Consider the following 13527-nt stretch of genomic DNA (forward strand, 5'->3'; position numbering starts at 1 on the left):
TGGGGGAAGGCGTAGGTCATGCGGCTTTGCAGCATCAGCCGGCGTCCAATTTTGCTGTCCTGCATCTCATGCATGGACACGCTTCGGTGAGGTTGCTATCCCGCAGCGCGCCTCCCCCCTCCAAGGCTGCCCTTCATGAAAATCATTGCCTGCAACAGCAACCGCCCCCTCGCAGAGGCCGTTGCTGCATCCCTGAACCTGCCCTTGGCCCAGGCTTCGGTGCGCCGCTTCGCCGACATGGAGATCTTCGTCGAGATCCATGAGAACGTGCGTGGCGAGGACGTCTTCGTGGTGCAGTCCACCTGCTTTCCCACGAACGACAACCTGATGGAGCTGCTGATCACGCTGGACGCGCTGCGCCGCGCCAGCGCCCGGCGTATCACGGCAGTCATCCCGTATTTCGGCTATGCCCGGCAGGACCGGAAGTCCGGCAGCCGCACGCCGATCTCGGCCAAGCTGGTGGCGAACCTGATCACCGAGGCGGGCGCCGACCGCGTGCTGACGCTGGACCTTCATGCCGGGCAGATCCAGGGCTTCTTCGACATCCCCGTGGACAACCTCTTCGCCGCGCCGCTCTTCGCCCGGGACATCCTGGAGCGCTACAAGGGCCGCGACCTGATGGTGGTTTCCCCCGATGTGGGCGGCGTGGTGCGTGCGCGGGCGATCGCGACGCGGCTGCACACGGACCTCGCCATCATCGACAAGCGCCGGCCGCAGGCGGGCGTGTCCGAGGTGATGAACGTGATCGGCGACGTGCAGGGCCGCGACTGCATCCTGGTCGATGACATCGTGGATTCCGGCGGGACGCTGTGCAACGCGGCCGAGGCGCTGCTGAAGAACGGCGCGAACTCGGCCAGCGTCTATGTGACGCATGGCGTGCTGTCCGGCGGGGCCGTGGCGCGCATCGGCGCGGCGCCGATCGAGAAGATGGTGATCACCGACAGCATCCAGGCCACCGAGGCGGTGCGGGTGTCGAGCAACATCCGGCAGCTGACCGTGGCGCCGCTGCTGGCCGAGGCGATGCGGCGGATCAGCGAGGAAAGCTCGGTTTCCACGCTGTTCAACTGAGGACCGGGCACGACCGGGACGAATGGCCCGCGCCGGGTTGGGTGCGGGCCGATGGGCCGGGGGGCTGGCCTGTTGGGGTTGACATGCGTTGCGGAACCGGAGGTGACGGTTCCGCAACCTGCGGTTCATAGGCTTCCGCCCGGTGATGCAGCAGCTTGGCCGGACGGTCACCGCGCTGTGGCCGCTGGGCCTGCTGGGTGGGGGCCTGTGCCGCGGCGCTTCTGGATCTCCTATGCCCGGCAGCGGCTGTATGTACGGCGGGCCGGGGCGGAGGCCTGGGTGCCCGTGGTGGCGGACCGGGTGCCGGCCACGGCGCCCGGGGACGGGGGCGCCCCGAGGTTAGGCGGCACGCCGTTTCGTGATCCGCACCCGTCCTGATCCGTGGTCCCGCCGCCGCCACCTGCCAGCCTGGTTCCGGATGGAAAGGGCATGGCATGACGATCCTGGTGACAGGCAGCACGGGCACGATCGGGGCGCGGATCGTGGAGGTCCTCCATGGCGCGGGGGCGCCGGTGCGGGCGATGGCGCGCGATCCCTCCAAGGGGAAGTTCCCCGCCGGGGTGGAGACGGCGGCGGGGGACCTCGGCGATCCGGAGGCGGTGCGGGCGGCGCTGAAGGGGGTGCGGACGCTCTTCCTGCTGAACGCGGTGGTGCCGGACGAGCTGACCCAGGCGCTGATGGTGCTGGGCCTGGCGCGGGAGGCCGGGATCGAACGGATCATCTATTTCTCGGTGCTGAAGGCGGAGAGCAGCAGCGACGTGCCGCATTTCGCGGGCAAGTTCGCGGCGGAGCGGATGCTGGCCGAGCGCGGCATGGCGGCGACGGTCCTGCGCCCGGCCTATTTCATGCAGAACGACGCACAGCTGCGGCAGCCGATCGCGGAGCAGGGGGTCTATCCCATACCGGTGGGCTCGCGCGGGGTGGCGATGGTGGATGCGGAGGACATCGCGGGGGTCGCGGCGGCGGAGCTGCGCCGGCGGGATGCGGCAGCGGAGCCGCTGCCGCGCGAGGTCGTGGAGATCCCGGGGCCGGAGGCGCTGACCGGGGAAGGGATCGCGGCGGCCTGGGCGGAGGCGCTGGGGCGGGCGGTGCGCTATGCGGGCGACGATCTCGATGCCTATGAGCGGGCCTCGGCCGGGAAGATGCCGGGCTGGATGGCCTATGACATGCGGCGGATGTTCGGGCGCTTCCAGGAAGAGGGAATGACCGCGGCGGCGGGGGCCGGGGAGAGGGTGGAGGCGATCCTCGGGCGGAAGCGGCGGCGCTATCGCGACTTCGCGGCGGAGACGGCGGCGCGCTGGAAAGGGTGAGGGACGGGCGGCGCGCTGTCCTGCCCTGCCTCGCGGGCGGCTCCGGCCTCCCGCGCCAGCGTCTCGCGCCCGGAGCCTGCACCTGGGTGTTGCGGGGGCGTGAAGGTGCGGTTTTCGTGCTGGCCGGGGCCTTGCGCGGGCTGGCGCCGCCGCCGATGCTCCGCGCCATGGGCCGTGGGGGCGGCTGGCGGGGCTCTGGAGCCTCGCGGGTCCTTCCGGGCCGGTGGGGAGGTGGCCGCGCCGCGCCGGTGGCGCGCGGGGCTGCCCGGGAAATGGAGCCCGACATGAAGTTCTACTATTCGCCCGGCGCCTGCAGCCTCGGCATCCACGTGATCCTGGAAGAGATCGGCAAGCCCTATGAGGGCGTGGTGGTGTCGCTGAAGGAACAGGCGCAGATGAAGCCCGAGTTCCTGGCGGTGAACCCGAAGCACAAGGTGCCGACGCTGCAGCGGGACGACGGTTCCGTGGTGACGGAATGGCCGGCGATCGCGCTGTTTCTGGCGGGGTCGAACCCGGAGAAGGCGCTGTGGCCGGCGGAACTGGAGGCGCAGGTCCGGGTATTGGAGACGGTGGACTATGTCTGCGGCACGGTGCATCCGCAGGCCTTCTCGCGCATCTTCGGCCCGGCGCGCTTCGCGCCCAGCGAGGCGGACCATCCCAAGGTGCTGGAGACCGGCAAGGCGAATGCCGTGAAGTATTTCGACACGCTGGAGAAGGGATGGAAGGGCGGCGACTGGGCGGTGCCCGGCGGCTATTCCATCGCGGACGCGGCGCTGTTCTTTGTCGAGTACTGGTGGGCGAAGCGGGTGGGCGAGACGCTGCCGCCGAAGCTCGCCGCGCATCTGGAGCGGATGCTGGCCCGGCCGGCGGTGAAGCGGGCACTGGAAGCCGAGGGACTGCCGGCGTGACGCTGGCGGAAGGCCGGAGCGGGGACGGGATGGTGCCGCGGATGGTCCTCTGGGGCGCCCGGGGGACCACCTCCACCATCCCGCATCTGCTGCTGGCGGAGGCGGGGGCGGCGTTCGAGGTGCGGTTCCTGAGCCTGAAGGATGGGGAGCACCGGAGGCCGGAATACCTGGCGGTGAACCCCAAGGGCGAGGTGCCGGCCCTGGTGGTGGGGCAGAGGGTGGTGACGGAGATCCCGGCCATCTGCGTCTTCATCGCCGAGGCGAATCCCGCGGCGAGGCTGTTGCCGGCCGATCCGCTGGAGAAGGCGCTGGCGCTGTCCTGGCTGCAATGGTGCTCCTTCCGGCAGGCGCAGAGCTTCTTTCCCGGCTTCATGCCGCAGCGCTTCATCGAGGGCGATGCCGAGGCGGCGAAGCTGCGGGCGGCCTCGATCGGGCGCGTGGCGGAGGCGATGCGGCAGGCGGCCGGGGCACTGTCGCGTGGCGGCGGGCATCTGGGCGGCGAACGGCCGGGGCTGGCGGATTACTACCTGTTCATGCAGGAGCGCTGGGCGGCGCGGGCCTTCGGGCTGGAGCTGCCGGCGGAATGCCGCGAGCACCAGGCCCGCATGGCGGCGCGGCCGGCGGTGGCGCGGGTGATGGAGACGGAGGGACTGGCGCCATGACGGAGGTTTCGGACGCGGTGCCGGAGCGGCGGGTGGCCTTCTGGTTCCTGCGCCACGGCGAGACGGACTGGAATGCGCGCGGCCTGAGCCAGGGCAATGTGGACATCCCGCTGAACGGCGTGGGCGTGGAGCAGGCGCGGCGCGCGGCGCTGGCCTTGCAGGAGCCGGGCGAGGGTCGGCGCATCGTTTCCATCGTGGCCTCGCCGCTGGGGCGCGCGCAGCATACGGCGCGGATCGTGGCCGAGGCGCTGGGGCTGGACTTCTCCACCGACGAGGAACTGCGCGAGGTGGGCTTCGGCGTGCAGGAAGGCCAGCCGATGGCCGGCTGGTTTGACGACTGGGTCGAGGGGCGCTTCACCCCGGAAGGGGCGGAAAGCTTCGCGTCTCTGCGGACGCGCACGGTGCGGGCGATCGACCGGGCGCTGGCCCTGCCGGGGCCGGTGCTGGTCGTGGCGCATGGGGCGCTGTGGCGCGCCTTCCGCCAGTCGGCCGGGCTGGAGGCGAATGTGCGCACGCCGAATGCGCTGCCGCTCTGGGTGGAGCCACCGCTGGGCGGCGGCGATGCCTGGCGTTTCACCCCGGCGGAACTGGCGGGGTAGGGGCGGCGGCGCGCCCCAAGGTCCGGCGTTGCACCGTCCCGGGCGAAAGGCTCTGCCTTTCCCCCGGACCCCCTATCCGCCAGGACGCTGCGCGCCCTGGACCCGATGAGTTGGCCCTTGCTGGGTTCGGATCGCGCCGGAGAGCGACGCTCTCCGGCGGACTGCCGCTGCCACCAGCACGGAGACGGTGTCTTCTCTTCCTTTCGGGAGCCCTGCGTTGCCACTTGCTTCCGGGGATCAGGCCGCAGACCGACGGCAACCATGCAGAGCCAACTCGGGCCCGGGGTCCGGGGACCGGCTTCGGTCCCCGGCGGAGAGGGGGTCCGGCGGGAGAGGCGGCGCCTCTCCCCCGGGGCCGGTGGCCAGGGCTTGCGTGGCCGGGAAAAGCCAGGTCAGTCCAGCGAGATGGAAAGGCGGAAGGGTTCGGCATAGGCGCCGCGCGCGAGCTGGCCGACCTGGATGCGGTAGGTGCGGCGTTCTGTGCGGAAGGTGACCTCGCGCTGATCCTCCGCGACGCCCGGGATGTCCAGGACGATGTTGGGGGAGGCGGTGAGGCGGAGATTCGCCGTCTGGTTCGGGGCGGTGGTCAGCGCGTAGCAGAGGGTGTCGCGGGCCGGTGCCATGCCGGCGATCTCGATGCCGTTCTGGCCACGGTCGAAGCGGACGACCTGGCAGGAGGGTGCGGCCCGGGCCGCGTGGGGCACCGTGGAGGCCAGGAGCAGGACCAGGGTGGTGGTGGCCCGGGCGATGGTCCGCGGCGGATGGATTCGCGGGAACGGGATGGGGCGGAACAAGGACGGGCGGCTCCCTCTGTCTTCCGGGACAGGAAAGAGAGCCGACCCGGGGGGGACGTCAACCGGGATATGGGTCCCGTATCGTATCGTCCCGCCCGGGCCCGGTGGGGCGGCTCAGGCCAGGCTGGCGTCGAGGCTGATCTCGGCCTTCAACAGCTTGGAGACGGGGCAGCCGGCCTTGGCCTTGGCGGCGAGCTCCTGGAATTTCGCGTCGTCGATGCCGGGGATCTTCGCCTTGAGGGTCAGGCGGACGGCGGTGATGGCGAAGCCGTCGGGCTGCTTGTCGAGCGTGACCTCGGCCTCGGTGGCGAGTTCGTCCGCCTTGAAGCCGGCCTCGCCCAGGATGTTGCTCAGCGCCATGGAGAAGCAGCCGGCATGGGCTGCGCCGATCAGTTCCTCCGGGTTGGTGCCGGGCGTGTCGCCGAAGCGGGTGTTGAAGCCGTAGGGCTGGTTCTTCAGGGCGCCGCTCTCGGTGGAGATGGTGCCCTTGCCGTCCTTCAGCCCACCCTGCCAGACGGCGGATCCGTGCTTCTTCATGCGTCGCTCTCCTGTTCGGGGATCGGGCGGCCGGGCCGCCGCTGCCCTGGAAAGCGGGTTCGGGCGGGGGAGGTTTCCTCGGGCCGGGACCCCGGGGTGGTGGCACCCATGCGGAGTGCGGCGTTGCGCGGGCGGGATGTGTGGGGTAGGAGAGGCGCGCACGCTGGCACCCCTGGAGGCCGGCGCGCGATCTGTTTTTCACGACATTCGTGTTTTCACGACATCCCAAGGAATAACGGCCATGGTCCAGACCATCCGGATCGAAGCCGCGGCGCGCGAGCAGGCAGGTAAGGGGGCGGCACGCGCGACCCGGCGGGCGGGACATGTTCCCGCGGTGATCTACGGCGCGAAGCAGGAGGCGACGCTGATCAGCCTCGATCCGCGCATCGTGGTGAAGGAGCTGCAGAAGGGCGGCTGGAAGTCGCACCTCTATGAGGTGGTGGTGGATGGCCAGGCCACCCGCACGCTGATGCGGGACGTGCAGTTCCATCCGGTGACGGACATGCCGCTGCATGTGGACTTCCAGCGCCTCGCCCCGGGGCAGAAGATCCGCGTCATGGTGCCGGTGAATTTCCTGAACGAGGAAAGCGCGCCGGGCATCAAGGAAGGCGGCACGCTGAACGTCGTGCGCCGCGAGATCGAGGTGCTGTCCGATCCGGACGCCGTGCCGGAGGCCTTCGAGATCGACGTGGCCGAGGGCACGATCGGCGACACCTTCCGCTGGTCCAACGTGAAGGACGTGTTCGGCACCGAGGCGGTGCTGGGCCGTGACTTCGTGGTGGCGACGCTCGCCCCGCCGACGGTCGAGGAAGAGGTGGTGATCGTGGCGCCCGCGCCGGCGGCCCCCGCCGCCCCGGCCAAGAAGGGCAAGAAGTAAGGAACCGTTGCGGTGCTGCTGTGGGTGGGCCTGGGCAATCCGGGCCGGGAACATGCGCGGCAGCGCCACAACATCGGTTTCATGGCGCTGGACGCCATCGCGCGCCGCCACGGCTTCGGGCCGTGGCGGAGCCGCTTCAAGGGCGAGATTGCCGATGGCAGCATCGCCGGGCAGCGGATCACGCTGCTGAAGCCGCAGACCTACATGAATGCGAGTGGCCAGTCGGTGCAGCCGGCGGCGGGTTTCCACAAGATCCCTCCTGCCGATGTCTGGGCCTTCCATGACGAGCTGGATCTCGCGCCGGGCAAGGTGCGGGTGAAGCGGGGTGGGGGTGCTGCCGGGCATAACGGGCTGCGGGACATGCAGCGGGCCTTCGGCAGCCCGGATTTCTGGCGGGTGCGGCTGGGCATCGGGCATCCGGGGATGAAGGAGCGCGTGCACGGACATGTGCTCGGCGATTTCGCCAAGGCCGACACCTGGGTGGAGCCGCTGCTGGACGCGGTGGCCGATGCGGCGCCGCTGCTGGCGCAGGGGCGGCCTGAGGAGTTCATGACCAAGGTGGCGCTGCTGACCCAGGGGGTCGAGCAGAAGGGCTGAGGGGCGGGGTTTCCGCCGGAAGCGGATCGGGTCGATGCCGGTCCCTCGTGCCGTCCTCATGGACGAGGTGGTGCCGGTGCCTGTTCGGCTTTCCCGATACTGCCCGGGACGGGCATGGCGGGTTCCGCTTCATGGGATGCTGTCCCAGGAATGCCGCCGTTTCGCGAAAATGACCTGCCGTGGATTTCATCTGCCGCCGAGGCCGGCGCAATCACCGATGCGCGAGGATGCTTCTTCGCAACGGCACAAAGGCTGCTGGCGATGGAGCCTGGAAAGACCTGGCCGGCCCTGGACTTCGTGCTGCGCCATGCGCTGACGGGAGGCGGGCTCCTCGTTCTGGTGAGCTGGGGCAGCATGGCCCTGGGGGCGGCGCTGGCTTATCTGTTCCAGGCGCCTGCCGAGCCGCGGAAGTCGCTGCGCGGCTTCCTGCGCTTCTGCTTTCCGGCGGAGATGTTCCGGCACCGCTCGGTCCGGGTGGATGTGGCGTTTGTCGCCGTGGCCTGGGTGATCGACAAGCTGCTGATCGTGCCGGCGCTGCTGTCCAACGGCGCGGTGACCTTTGCCGCCTGGTCGGCGATGCAGGGTGTCCTCGGGGCGCGGGAGGGCGGGTCGCAGGGCTGGTGGAGCTGGGCGGCGCTGCTGGTGGGCTCGGTGGTGTTCCAGGATTTCGTGAACTTCTTCCGGCACTACCTGGAGCACAAGGTTCCGGCGCTCTGGGAATTCCACAAGGTGCATCACAGCGCCGAGTTCCTGGTGCCACTGTCGAACCGCCGGCAGCATCCGGGCGAGCGCTTCATGGAGCTGATGAGCGGGGCCGTGGTGGTGGGCGCCTTCATCGGCCTGGCCTGCTATCTGCTGGGCCTGCCGCCGACCGAGACGGTGCTGATGGGGATGGACGCCTATTTCCTTTGCGACGTGCTGTCCTTCTACCAGCTTCGCCACTCGCATATCGCGCTCTCCTTCGGGCGGTTCGAGCGGTATGTGATGAGCCCGGCGCAGCATCACCTGCACCACAGTTGCGAGGTGCGGGACTGGGACGTCAATTTCGGCACCTTCCTGGCTGTCTGGGACCAGCTGTTCGGCACCTTCCGGCCGACCGACACGCAGTACCGCTTCCGCCTGGGGCTGGGGCCGGAGGAGCAGGGGCGGTACGACAGCGTGCCGAAGCTGCTGGCGGCACCCTTCCTGGGGCTGTGGCGGATGTTCGGGGCGCGGCGGCCGACGCCCGGGATGGCGCCGATGGCCGGGTCCATGGAAGGCGGGGACTGAGGGCCGGAACCGGGCCTGGCGCGGCGGTCCTGACGCGGCTGGGGATGACGCCCGGCGGAGGTTGAGGCGGGGCGTTCCGCTGGGGCGCGATCCGTCCTATCGGTGGGCGGAATGCCGGCCCGGCCGGCGATCTTTCCGGGAGAGACCTGCCTTGTCCGCCGCTGCCGCCCCCGAAGCGACCCAGACCGTCACCATCTGGCACAACCCGGCCTGCGGCACCTCCCGCAAGGTGCTGGCGGCGATCCGCGCCGCGGGTGTGGAGCCGGTGGTGGTCGAGTACCTGAAGACCCCGCCTTCCGCTGCGGAGATCCGCGCGGCCTGCGCGCGGATGGGGATCTCGCCCCGCAGCCTGCTGCGCCGGAAGGCACCGGAATTCGCGATCCAGGAGCTGGACGATCCCGGACTGCCGGCCAAGGTGGCGGTGGAGGCCATGGTGAAGACGCCGGCGCTGATCGAGCGGCCTGTGGTGCTGGCGCCGGGCGGCGCGCGGCTGTGCCGGCCGCCGGAGTTGGTGGCGGAGATCGTGCCGGGGGCGGTGGTGAAGCCGGGCTGAGGCTGACGGCGACTCTTCCTGGCTGTCGTCTCGCCTCGTGGTGGGCCGCCGGGGGAGAGGCTCTGCCTCTCCCGCCGGACCCCCTCTCCGCCGGGGACCGAAGCCGGTCCCCGGACCCCGGGCTTGCGTTGGCTCTGCGTGGTGGCCGTCAGCCTGCGGCTCGATCCCTGGGAGCAGGTGGCGACGCGGGGCTCCTCGTAGAAAGAAGACACCGTGTCCGCGCTGGCGGCGGCGTCAGCCGCCGGAGAGCCTGGCTCTCCGGCGCGATCCGGCCCCGGCAAGCACCAACCCATCGGGTCCAGGGCACGCAGTGTCCTGGCGGATAGGGGGTCCGGGGGAAAGGCGGAGCCTTGTCCCCCGGGACAGCGCAACGCCGGACGGGCAATGCGGGCCGGAGCTGTTGCGGTATCGTGCTGGCTGGCCTGCCAAGGCCTTACGGCTGGCCCTGCGGGCGCGGGCGGCGTAATGGCTGGGGCCGAACGGGACAGGGTCCGGGCGGGCTGCGGCAGCTCCCTCGCACGGGCGATGATTGAGAAAGACGGATCATGGGTTTCAACTGCGGCATCGTCGGGCTGCCGAATGTGGGCAAGTCCACGCTCTTCAACGCGCTGACGCAGACGGCGGCGGCGCAGGCGGCGAACTATCCCTTCTGCACCATCGAGCCGAATGTGGGGCGGGTGGCGGTGCCGGACCGGCGGCTGGACGAGCTGACGCGGGTTGGCAAGTCGCAGAAGACGGTGCCGACCAGCCTGGAATTCGTGGACATCGCCGGGCTGGTGCGCGGCGCCTCGCGCGGGGAGGGGCTGGGCAACCAGTTCCTGGCGAATATCCGCGAGGTGGATGCCATCGTGCATGTGCTGCGCTGCTTCGAGGATGGGGACATCACCCATGTCGAGGGCAGCGTCGATCCGATCCGCGATGCGGAGACGGTGGAGACGGAGCTGATGCTGGCCGATCTCGACAGCCTGGAGAAGCGGCTGGGGACGGCGCAGAAGAAGGCGAAGAACGGCGACAAGGAGAGCGCGGCCTTCGTGGCGCTGGCCGAGCCGATCGTGGCGGCGCTGACCGAGGGCAAGCCGGCGCGGACGGCGGTGCCGAAGGGGCAGGAAGAGGCGGCGGCGCGGCTGCAGCTGATGACCACCAAGCCGGTGCTCTATGTCTGCAATGTCGAGGAGGGCTCGGCGGCCACCGGCAATGCGCATTCGGCGCGCGTCTTCGAGCGGGCCGCCGCCGAGGGGGCCAAGGCGGTCGTGGTCTCGGCCGCGATCGAGGCGGAGATCAGCCAGATGGCGGCCGACGACCGGGCGGAGTTCCTGGAAAGCCTGGGGCTGGAGGATAGCGGGTTGGACCGCATCATCCGTGCCGGATACGAGCTGCTGGGGCTGATCACCTATTTCACCTGCGGGCCCAAGGAGGCGCGCGCCTGGACCATCACGCGCGGCACCAAGGCGCCGCAGGCGGCGGCGGTGATCCACAATGACTTCGAGCGCGGCTTCATCGCCTGCGAGACCATCGCCTATGAGGACTATGTGGCGCTGGGTGGCGAGCAGGGGGCGAAGGAAGCGGGCAAGATGCGGGTCGAGGGCAAGGAATACGTCGTCAAGGACGGCGACGTGCTGCTGTTCCGCTTCAACGTCTGAGGGCGGCCCCTGGGGAGGGCGTTGCCTTCCCCGGAACCCATCCGGCAGGACCTTGCGGACCCTGCATCCGGCGAGTGGGTGCGTGCCGATGCCGGATCGCGCCAGGGGGCCGGGAGCAGCCGCCAGGACGGCGCGCCCAGAACCCGGAAGAGCCGGCGTCAGACATGGACCTCGCCATGGGCGAGTTCGCCGCTGTGTTGCGGCGGGCGGAGCGCGGCGTAGATCAGCCAGGCATAGAAGAGCGTGACGCCGGCCAGCACCGACCAGCCGGGGAAGGGGCCCAGGGACAGGCCGAGCAGCAGGTCCGGGAGGCTTTGATGCGCGGCGGCCGCGCGTTCGTCGTGCTGGAGGGATGCGGTGGAGATCTTGATGATCCAGGCCAGCAGCAGGACCAGGAACATCCAGATGTAGTTGCGCCGCAGGCGTCGCGAGAAGGCGGCCGGCAGGCCGATCAGGAAGTTCGGGTGGCGCAGGTCCTCGGCCAGGAGGGCGGCCCAGTTGGGCCCCTCGGCCGGTGCGGGATCCGGTGCGGGATCGGGCCGCGGGGACAGGACCTGGGCGAAGTAGTGGCGCTCCATCTGGCGCACGCGGGCGCGGTACACGTCGAAGAAGCGGTAGCGGCGGGCCTCGATGACGAGGAGGAGCAGCACCAGCAGCATGGCGAAGAGCAGCACGCCGTGATGCGCGCTGGGCGTGGAGAGCGAGACCGAGAGCATGCCGGCCACCACGGTGATGGCCCAGTTGGTGGTGCGGTCGATGCGGTCGCGCCAGCCGGCCATGCGGCCCATCTCGGCGCGATGGAAGTGCGCCAGGGTGTTGATGAACTCGGCGCCGGTGGCGGGCAGGGGCGGCGCGAAGGGGGGCGGGGCGGGGGCCATGGGGCGCGCCGGATGGGTGACGCTCATCGTGTTCTGCCTTCCCTGGACGTCCTGCGGAACCGCTCCGGCGCCCGGGTGGGCTCCGGGGGTTCGGTGCCGTTCTGAACTCCCTGCCGGTCCGCCTGTTGCGGCGGTGGCGGCATGGGGGAGGGTGCGCCTGCCCGCGGCGGAGGACAATGAGGCCCATGGGGTGGACGCGCGGGATTGGCGGCGATCCGCCATGGCGGGCCGTGCTCCCGGCGAATGACGGGCGCGCGGCCCGTGGTCAGGCCGGCAGGCGGATGCGGGCGCGGAGGCCGCCGAGGGGGCTGTCCTCCAGGATCACGTCGCCGCCATGGGCGCGGGCGATGTCGCGGGCGATGGCGAGGCCCAGGCCGGTGCTGCTGCCGGACAGGGTGGCGAAGGGCTTAAAGGCTTCCTCGCGCTGTTCGGGCGGGATGCCGGGGCCGTCGTCGTCCACGATCACCTGTGCCCAGAGCTCGTCCACGCGCTCCACCGTCAGGGTGATGCGGCCGGCATGCTTGCGGGCGTTGTCGGTGAGGTTGGCGAGGCAGCGGCGCAGCGCGTCGCCGCGTGCCGGAAGGACCAGGGTTTCCGGGGCGTGCAGGGCGACGGCGGCGCCGTCGCGGCGGGCCCGGGCGGCGACGTTCTGCGCCAGCTCGACGAGGTCCACCGGGCCGGGCTTGCCCTCCACCTCGCCGCGCGCGAAGGCGAGATAGCCGGCGACCATGCGCTCCATCTCCTCCACGTCCTGGGTGAGGTCGGCGATGTCCTGCTCGAAGCCCGGATCGTCCGGTGGGACGGGCAGCATGGCGAGCGCCAGGCGCATGCGGGTGAGGGGGGTGCGCAGGTCGTGGCTGATGCCGGCCAGCATGTCGGTGCGCTGGGCGACGAAGCGGCGGATGCGGGCGTGCATGCGGTTGAAGGCCGCCGCCGCCTGGCGGACCTCGGTGGCGCCCTCGGGCTTCACCGGGCCCTGGTCGCGGCCCATGCCGAAGGCCTCCGCCGCCGCGGCGAGGCGGCGCAGGGCGCGGACCTGGTTCTTCATGAACAGGGCGGCGATCAGGAAGAGCAGGGCCGAGGCGCCGACCAGCCAGATGACGAAGAGGTAGAGCGTGCCGGTGAAGAGGCGCTTGCGGGGGGCCTCCACATGCAGCACGCCGTCGGGGAGCTGGACGCGGACGACGATGCTGCGCGGGTCGCTCTGCCAATCGGCGTCGAAGCGCAGGAGCAGGCGTTCGCGCAGGGCATTCTGCAGGTCCTCCTCCAGCGGCAGCAGGGGCAGGGAGGCGGAGCGGGGCTGATCGCGGCCGGAGAGGATGGCGCCGGGCTCGAAGGCCATGGAGAGGTCGAGGCGCCAGGCGGCCTCGCGGAAGATCCAGCTGGTGTCGGAACCGGGCGGAGCGTGCTGCAGCATCTCGACCACCATGCCGATCTCGCCCGCCATGCCGGCGGCGAGGCGGCGGGAGATGACGTCGAGATGGTTGCCGTAGAAGAGTTGCAGGGCGATGCCCTGGAGCACCAGCATCGGCACCAGCACGATCAGCAGGGCGCGGCCGAGCAGGCCGCGCGGGACCAGGGCATGCATCCAGCGCCGCAGCCGCCCCATCGGCGCGGGGCGGCCGCGGCGTGGGGCGGCGGGCGTGGCGGGGAGGCTGGCGGGGTCGGCCTCGCCACGGCGGAGCTCGGCGAGGCCGACGCTGTGGGCGGGAAGGGCGGAGGCCGGGGAGGCCGGATGGGGGGCGTCGGCCATGTCTGCTGTCCCTCCGCGAGATGGTCCTGATGTCCCGGTTTCCGGGACCCCGCGGCAGGCGGGCGCCGGCCGCGGGCCCGGA

The 13527-nt window shown here is 71.0% G+C and carries 14 protein-coding genes; 10 read left to right on the forward strand and 4 right to left on the reverse strand.

From position 1 onward, the window contains the following. Positions 1 to 135 precede the first annotated feature (135 nt). The 5 genes from BT98_RS0102255 (at position 136) to BT98_RS0102275 (ending at position 4547) form a co-directional block, all read left to right on the forward strand. A complete protein-coding gene (locus tag BT98_RS0102255) occupies positions 136 to 1068 on the forward strand; it encodes a ribose-phosphate pyrophosphokinase (protein WP_026033511.1) in 933 nt (310 codons plus the stop codon). Positions 1069 to 1502: 434 nt separating this feature from the next. Next, positions 1503 to 2378 (forward strand): SDR family oxidoreductase, encoded by an 876-nt coding sequence (locus BT98_RS0102260; protein WP_019462814.1) that lies wholly within the window; start codon positions 1503 to 1505, stop codon positions 2376 to 2378. 284 nt (positions 2379 to 2662) lie between these two features. Beyond that, positions 2663 to 3286 (forward strand): glutathione S-transferase family protein, encoded by a 624-nt coding sequence (locus tag BT98_RS0102265; RefSeq protein ID WP_026033512.1) that lies wholly within the window; start codon positions 2663 to 2665, stop codon positions 3284 to 3286. Next, positions 3283 to 3948: a glutathione S-transferase family protein gene (locus tag BT98_RS0102270; protein ID WP_019462816.1), complete on the forward strand. Its 666-nt coding sequence runs from the start codon at positions 3283 to 3285 to the stop codon at positions 3946 to 3948. The genes BT98_RS0102265 and BT98_RS0102270 overlap by 4 nt, the downstream gene beginning before the upstream one ends. After that, complete coding sequence (locus BT98_RS0102275; RefSeq protein WP_019462817.1) at positions 3945 to 4547, forward strand: histidine phosphatase family protein; 603 nt, start codon at positions 3945 to 3947, stop codon at positions 4545 to 4547. The genes BT98_RS0102270 and BT98_RS0102275 overlap by 4 nt, the downstream gene beginning before the upstream one ends. A gap of 392 nt (positions 4548 to 4939) precedes the next feature. On the opposite strand, the gene BT98_RS0102280 is transcribed toward BT98_RS0102275, so the two are convergent. Together BT98_RS0102280 and BT98_RS0102285 are read right to left on the reverse strand one after the other, a co-directional pair. Next, positions 4940 to 5341, reverse strand: a complete 402-nt coding sequence (locus BT98_RS0102280; protein WP_019463369.1) for a hypothetical protein — start codon at positions 5339 to 5341, stop codon at positions 4940 to 4942. Between the two features lie 114 nt (positions 5342 to 5455). After that, a complete protein-coding gene (locus tag BT98_RS0102285; RefSeq protein ID WP_019463368.1) occupies positions 5456 to 5878 on the reverse strand; it encodes an OsmC family protein in 423 nt (140 codons plus the stop codon). A gap of 241 nt (positions 5879 to 6119) precedes the next feature. Between BT98_RS0102285 and BT98_RS0102290 the strand changes: the two genes are divergently transcribed. From BT98_RS0102290 to ychF, 5 genes are all read left to right on the forward strand, one after another. Beyond that, a complete protein-coding gene (locus BT98_RS0102290; protein ID WP_019463367.1) occupies positions 6120 to 6755 on the forward strand; it encodes a 50S ribosomal protein L25/general stress protein Ctc in 636 nt (211 codons plus the stop codon). A 12-nt stretch (positions 6756 to 6767) separates the two neighbouring features. Further along, on the forward strand, positions 6768 to 7352 hold the full coding sequence (gene pth, locus BT98_RS0102295) for an aminoacyl-tRNA hydrolase (protein WP_019463366.1): 585 nt from the start codon (positions 6768 to 6770) through the stop codon (positions 7350 to 7352). A gap of 261 nt (positions 7353 to 7613) precedes the next feature. Further along, positions 7614 to 8621 (forward strand): sterol desaturase family protein, encoded by a 1008-nt coding sequence (locus BT98_RS25870; RefSeq protein ID WP_019463365.1) that lies wholly within the window; start codon positions 7614 to 7616, stop codon positions 8619 to 8621. Between the two features lie 151 nt (positions 8622 to 8772). Then, a complete protein-coding gene (gene arsC / locus BT98_RS22965; RefSeq protein WP_019463364.1) occupies positions 8773 to 9174 on the forward strand; it encodes an arsenate reductase (glutaredoxin) in 402 nt (133 codons plus the stop codon). 545 nt (positions 9175 to 9719) lie between these two features. Further along, positions 9720 to 10814 carry a redox-regulated ATPase YchF gene (ychF, locus tag BT98_RS0102310; protein WP_019463010.1) on the forward strand — a complete coding sequence of 365 codons (1095 nt, stop codon included), beginning with the start codon at positions 9720 to 9722 and terminating at the stop codon, positions 10812 to 10814. Positions 10815 to 10972: 158 nt separating this feature from the next. On the opposite strand, the gene BT98_RS0102315 is transcribed toward ychF, so the two are convergent. Continuing rightward, the gene (locus tag BT98_RS0102315; protein ID WP_019463011.1) at positions 10973 to 11719 is read right to left on the reverse strand and encodes a DUF2270 domain-containing protein; all 747 of its coding nucleotides are present in this window, start codon (positions 11717 to 11719) and stop codon (positions 10973 to 10975) included. Positions 11720 to 11957: 238 nt separating this feature from the next. Then, the gene (locus BT98_RS0102320; protein ID WP_019463012.1) at positions 11958 to 13445 is read right to left on the reverse strand and encodes a HAMP domain-containing histidine kinase; all 1488 of its coding nucleotides are present in this window, start codon (positions 13443 to 13445) and stop codon (positions 11958 to 11960) included. Positions 13446 to 13527: the final 82 nt, after the last annotated feature.

Source organism: Roseomonas mucosa ATCC BAA-692 (assembly GCF_000622225.1).
Taxonomy (GTDB): Bacteria; Pseudomonadota; Alphaproteobacteria; order Acetobacterales; family Acetobacteraceae; genus Roseomonas; species Roseomonas mucosa.

Bases quoted from the DNA above. Each gene is read 5' to 3' on its own strand.
- BT98_RS0102290 (WP_019463367.1), top strand. From the start codon at position 6,120: ATGGTCCAGACCATCCGGATCGAAGCCGCGGCGCGCGAGCAGGCAGGT.
- BT98_RS0102320 (WP_019463012.1), bottom strand. From the start codon at position 13,445: ATGGCCGACGCCCCCCATCCGGCCTCCCCGGCCTCCGCCCTTCCCGCC.
- BT98_RS0102285 (WP_019463368.1), bottom strand. From the start codon at position 5,878: ATGAAGAAGCACGGATCCGCCGTCTGGCAGGGTGGGCTGAAGGACGGC.
- ychF (WP_019463010.1), top strand. From the start codon at position 9,720: ATGGGTTTCAACTGCGGCATCGTCGGGCTGCCGAATGTGGGCAAGTCC.
- BT98_RS0102255 (WP_026033511.1), top strand. From the start codon at position 136: ATGAAAATCATTGCCTGCAACAGCAACCGCCCCCTCGCAGAGGCCGTT.
- BT98_RS25870 (WP_019463365.1), top strand. From the start codon at position 7,614: ATGGAGCCTGGAAAGACCTGGCCGGCCCTGGACTTCGTGCTGCGCCAT.
- BT98_RS0102265 (WP_026033512.1), top strand. From the start codon at position 2,663: ATGAAGTTCTACTATTCGCCCGGCGCCTGCAGCCTCGGCATCCACGTG.
- BT98_RS0102260 (WP_019462814.1), top strand. From the start codon at position 1,503: ATGACGATCCTGGTGACAGGCAGCACGGGCACGATCGGGGCGCGGATC.
- BT98_RS0102275 (WP_019462817.1), top strand. From the start codon at position 3,945: ATGACGGAGGTTTCGGACGCGGTGCCGGAGCGGCGGGTGGCCTTCTGG.
- BT98_RS0102315 (WP_019463011.1), bottom strand. From the start codon at position 11,719: ATGAGCGTCACCCATCCGGCGCGCCCCATGGCCCCCGCCCCGCCCCCC.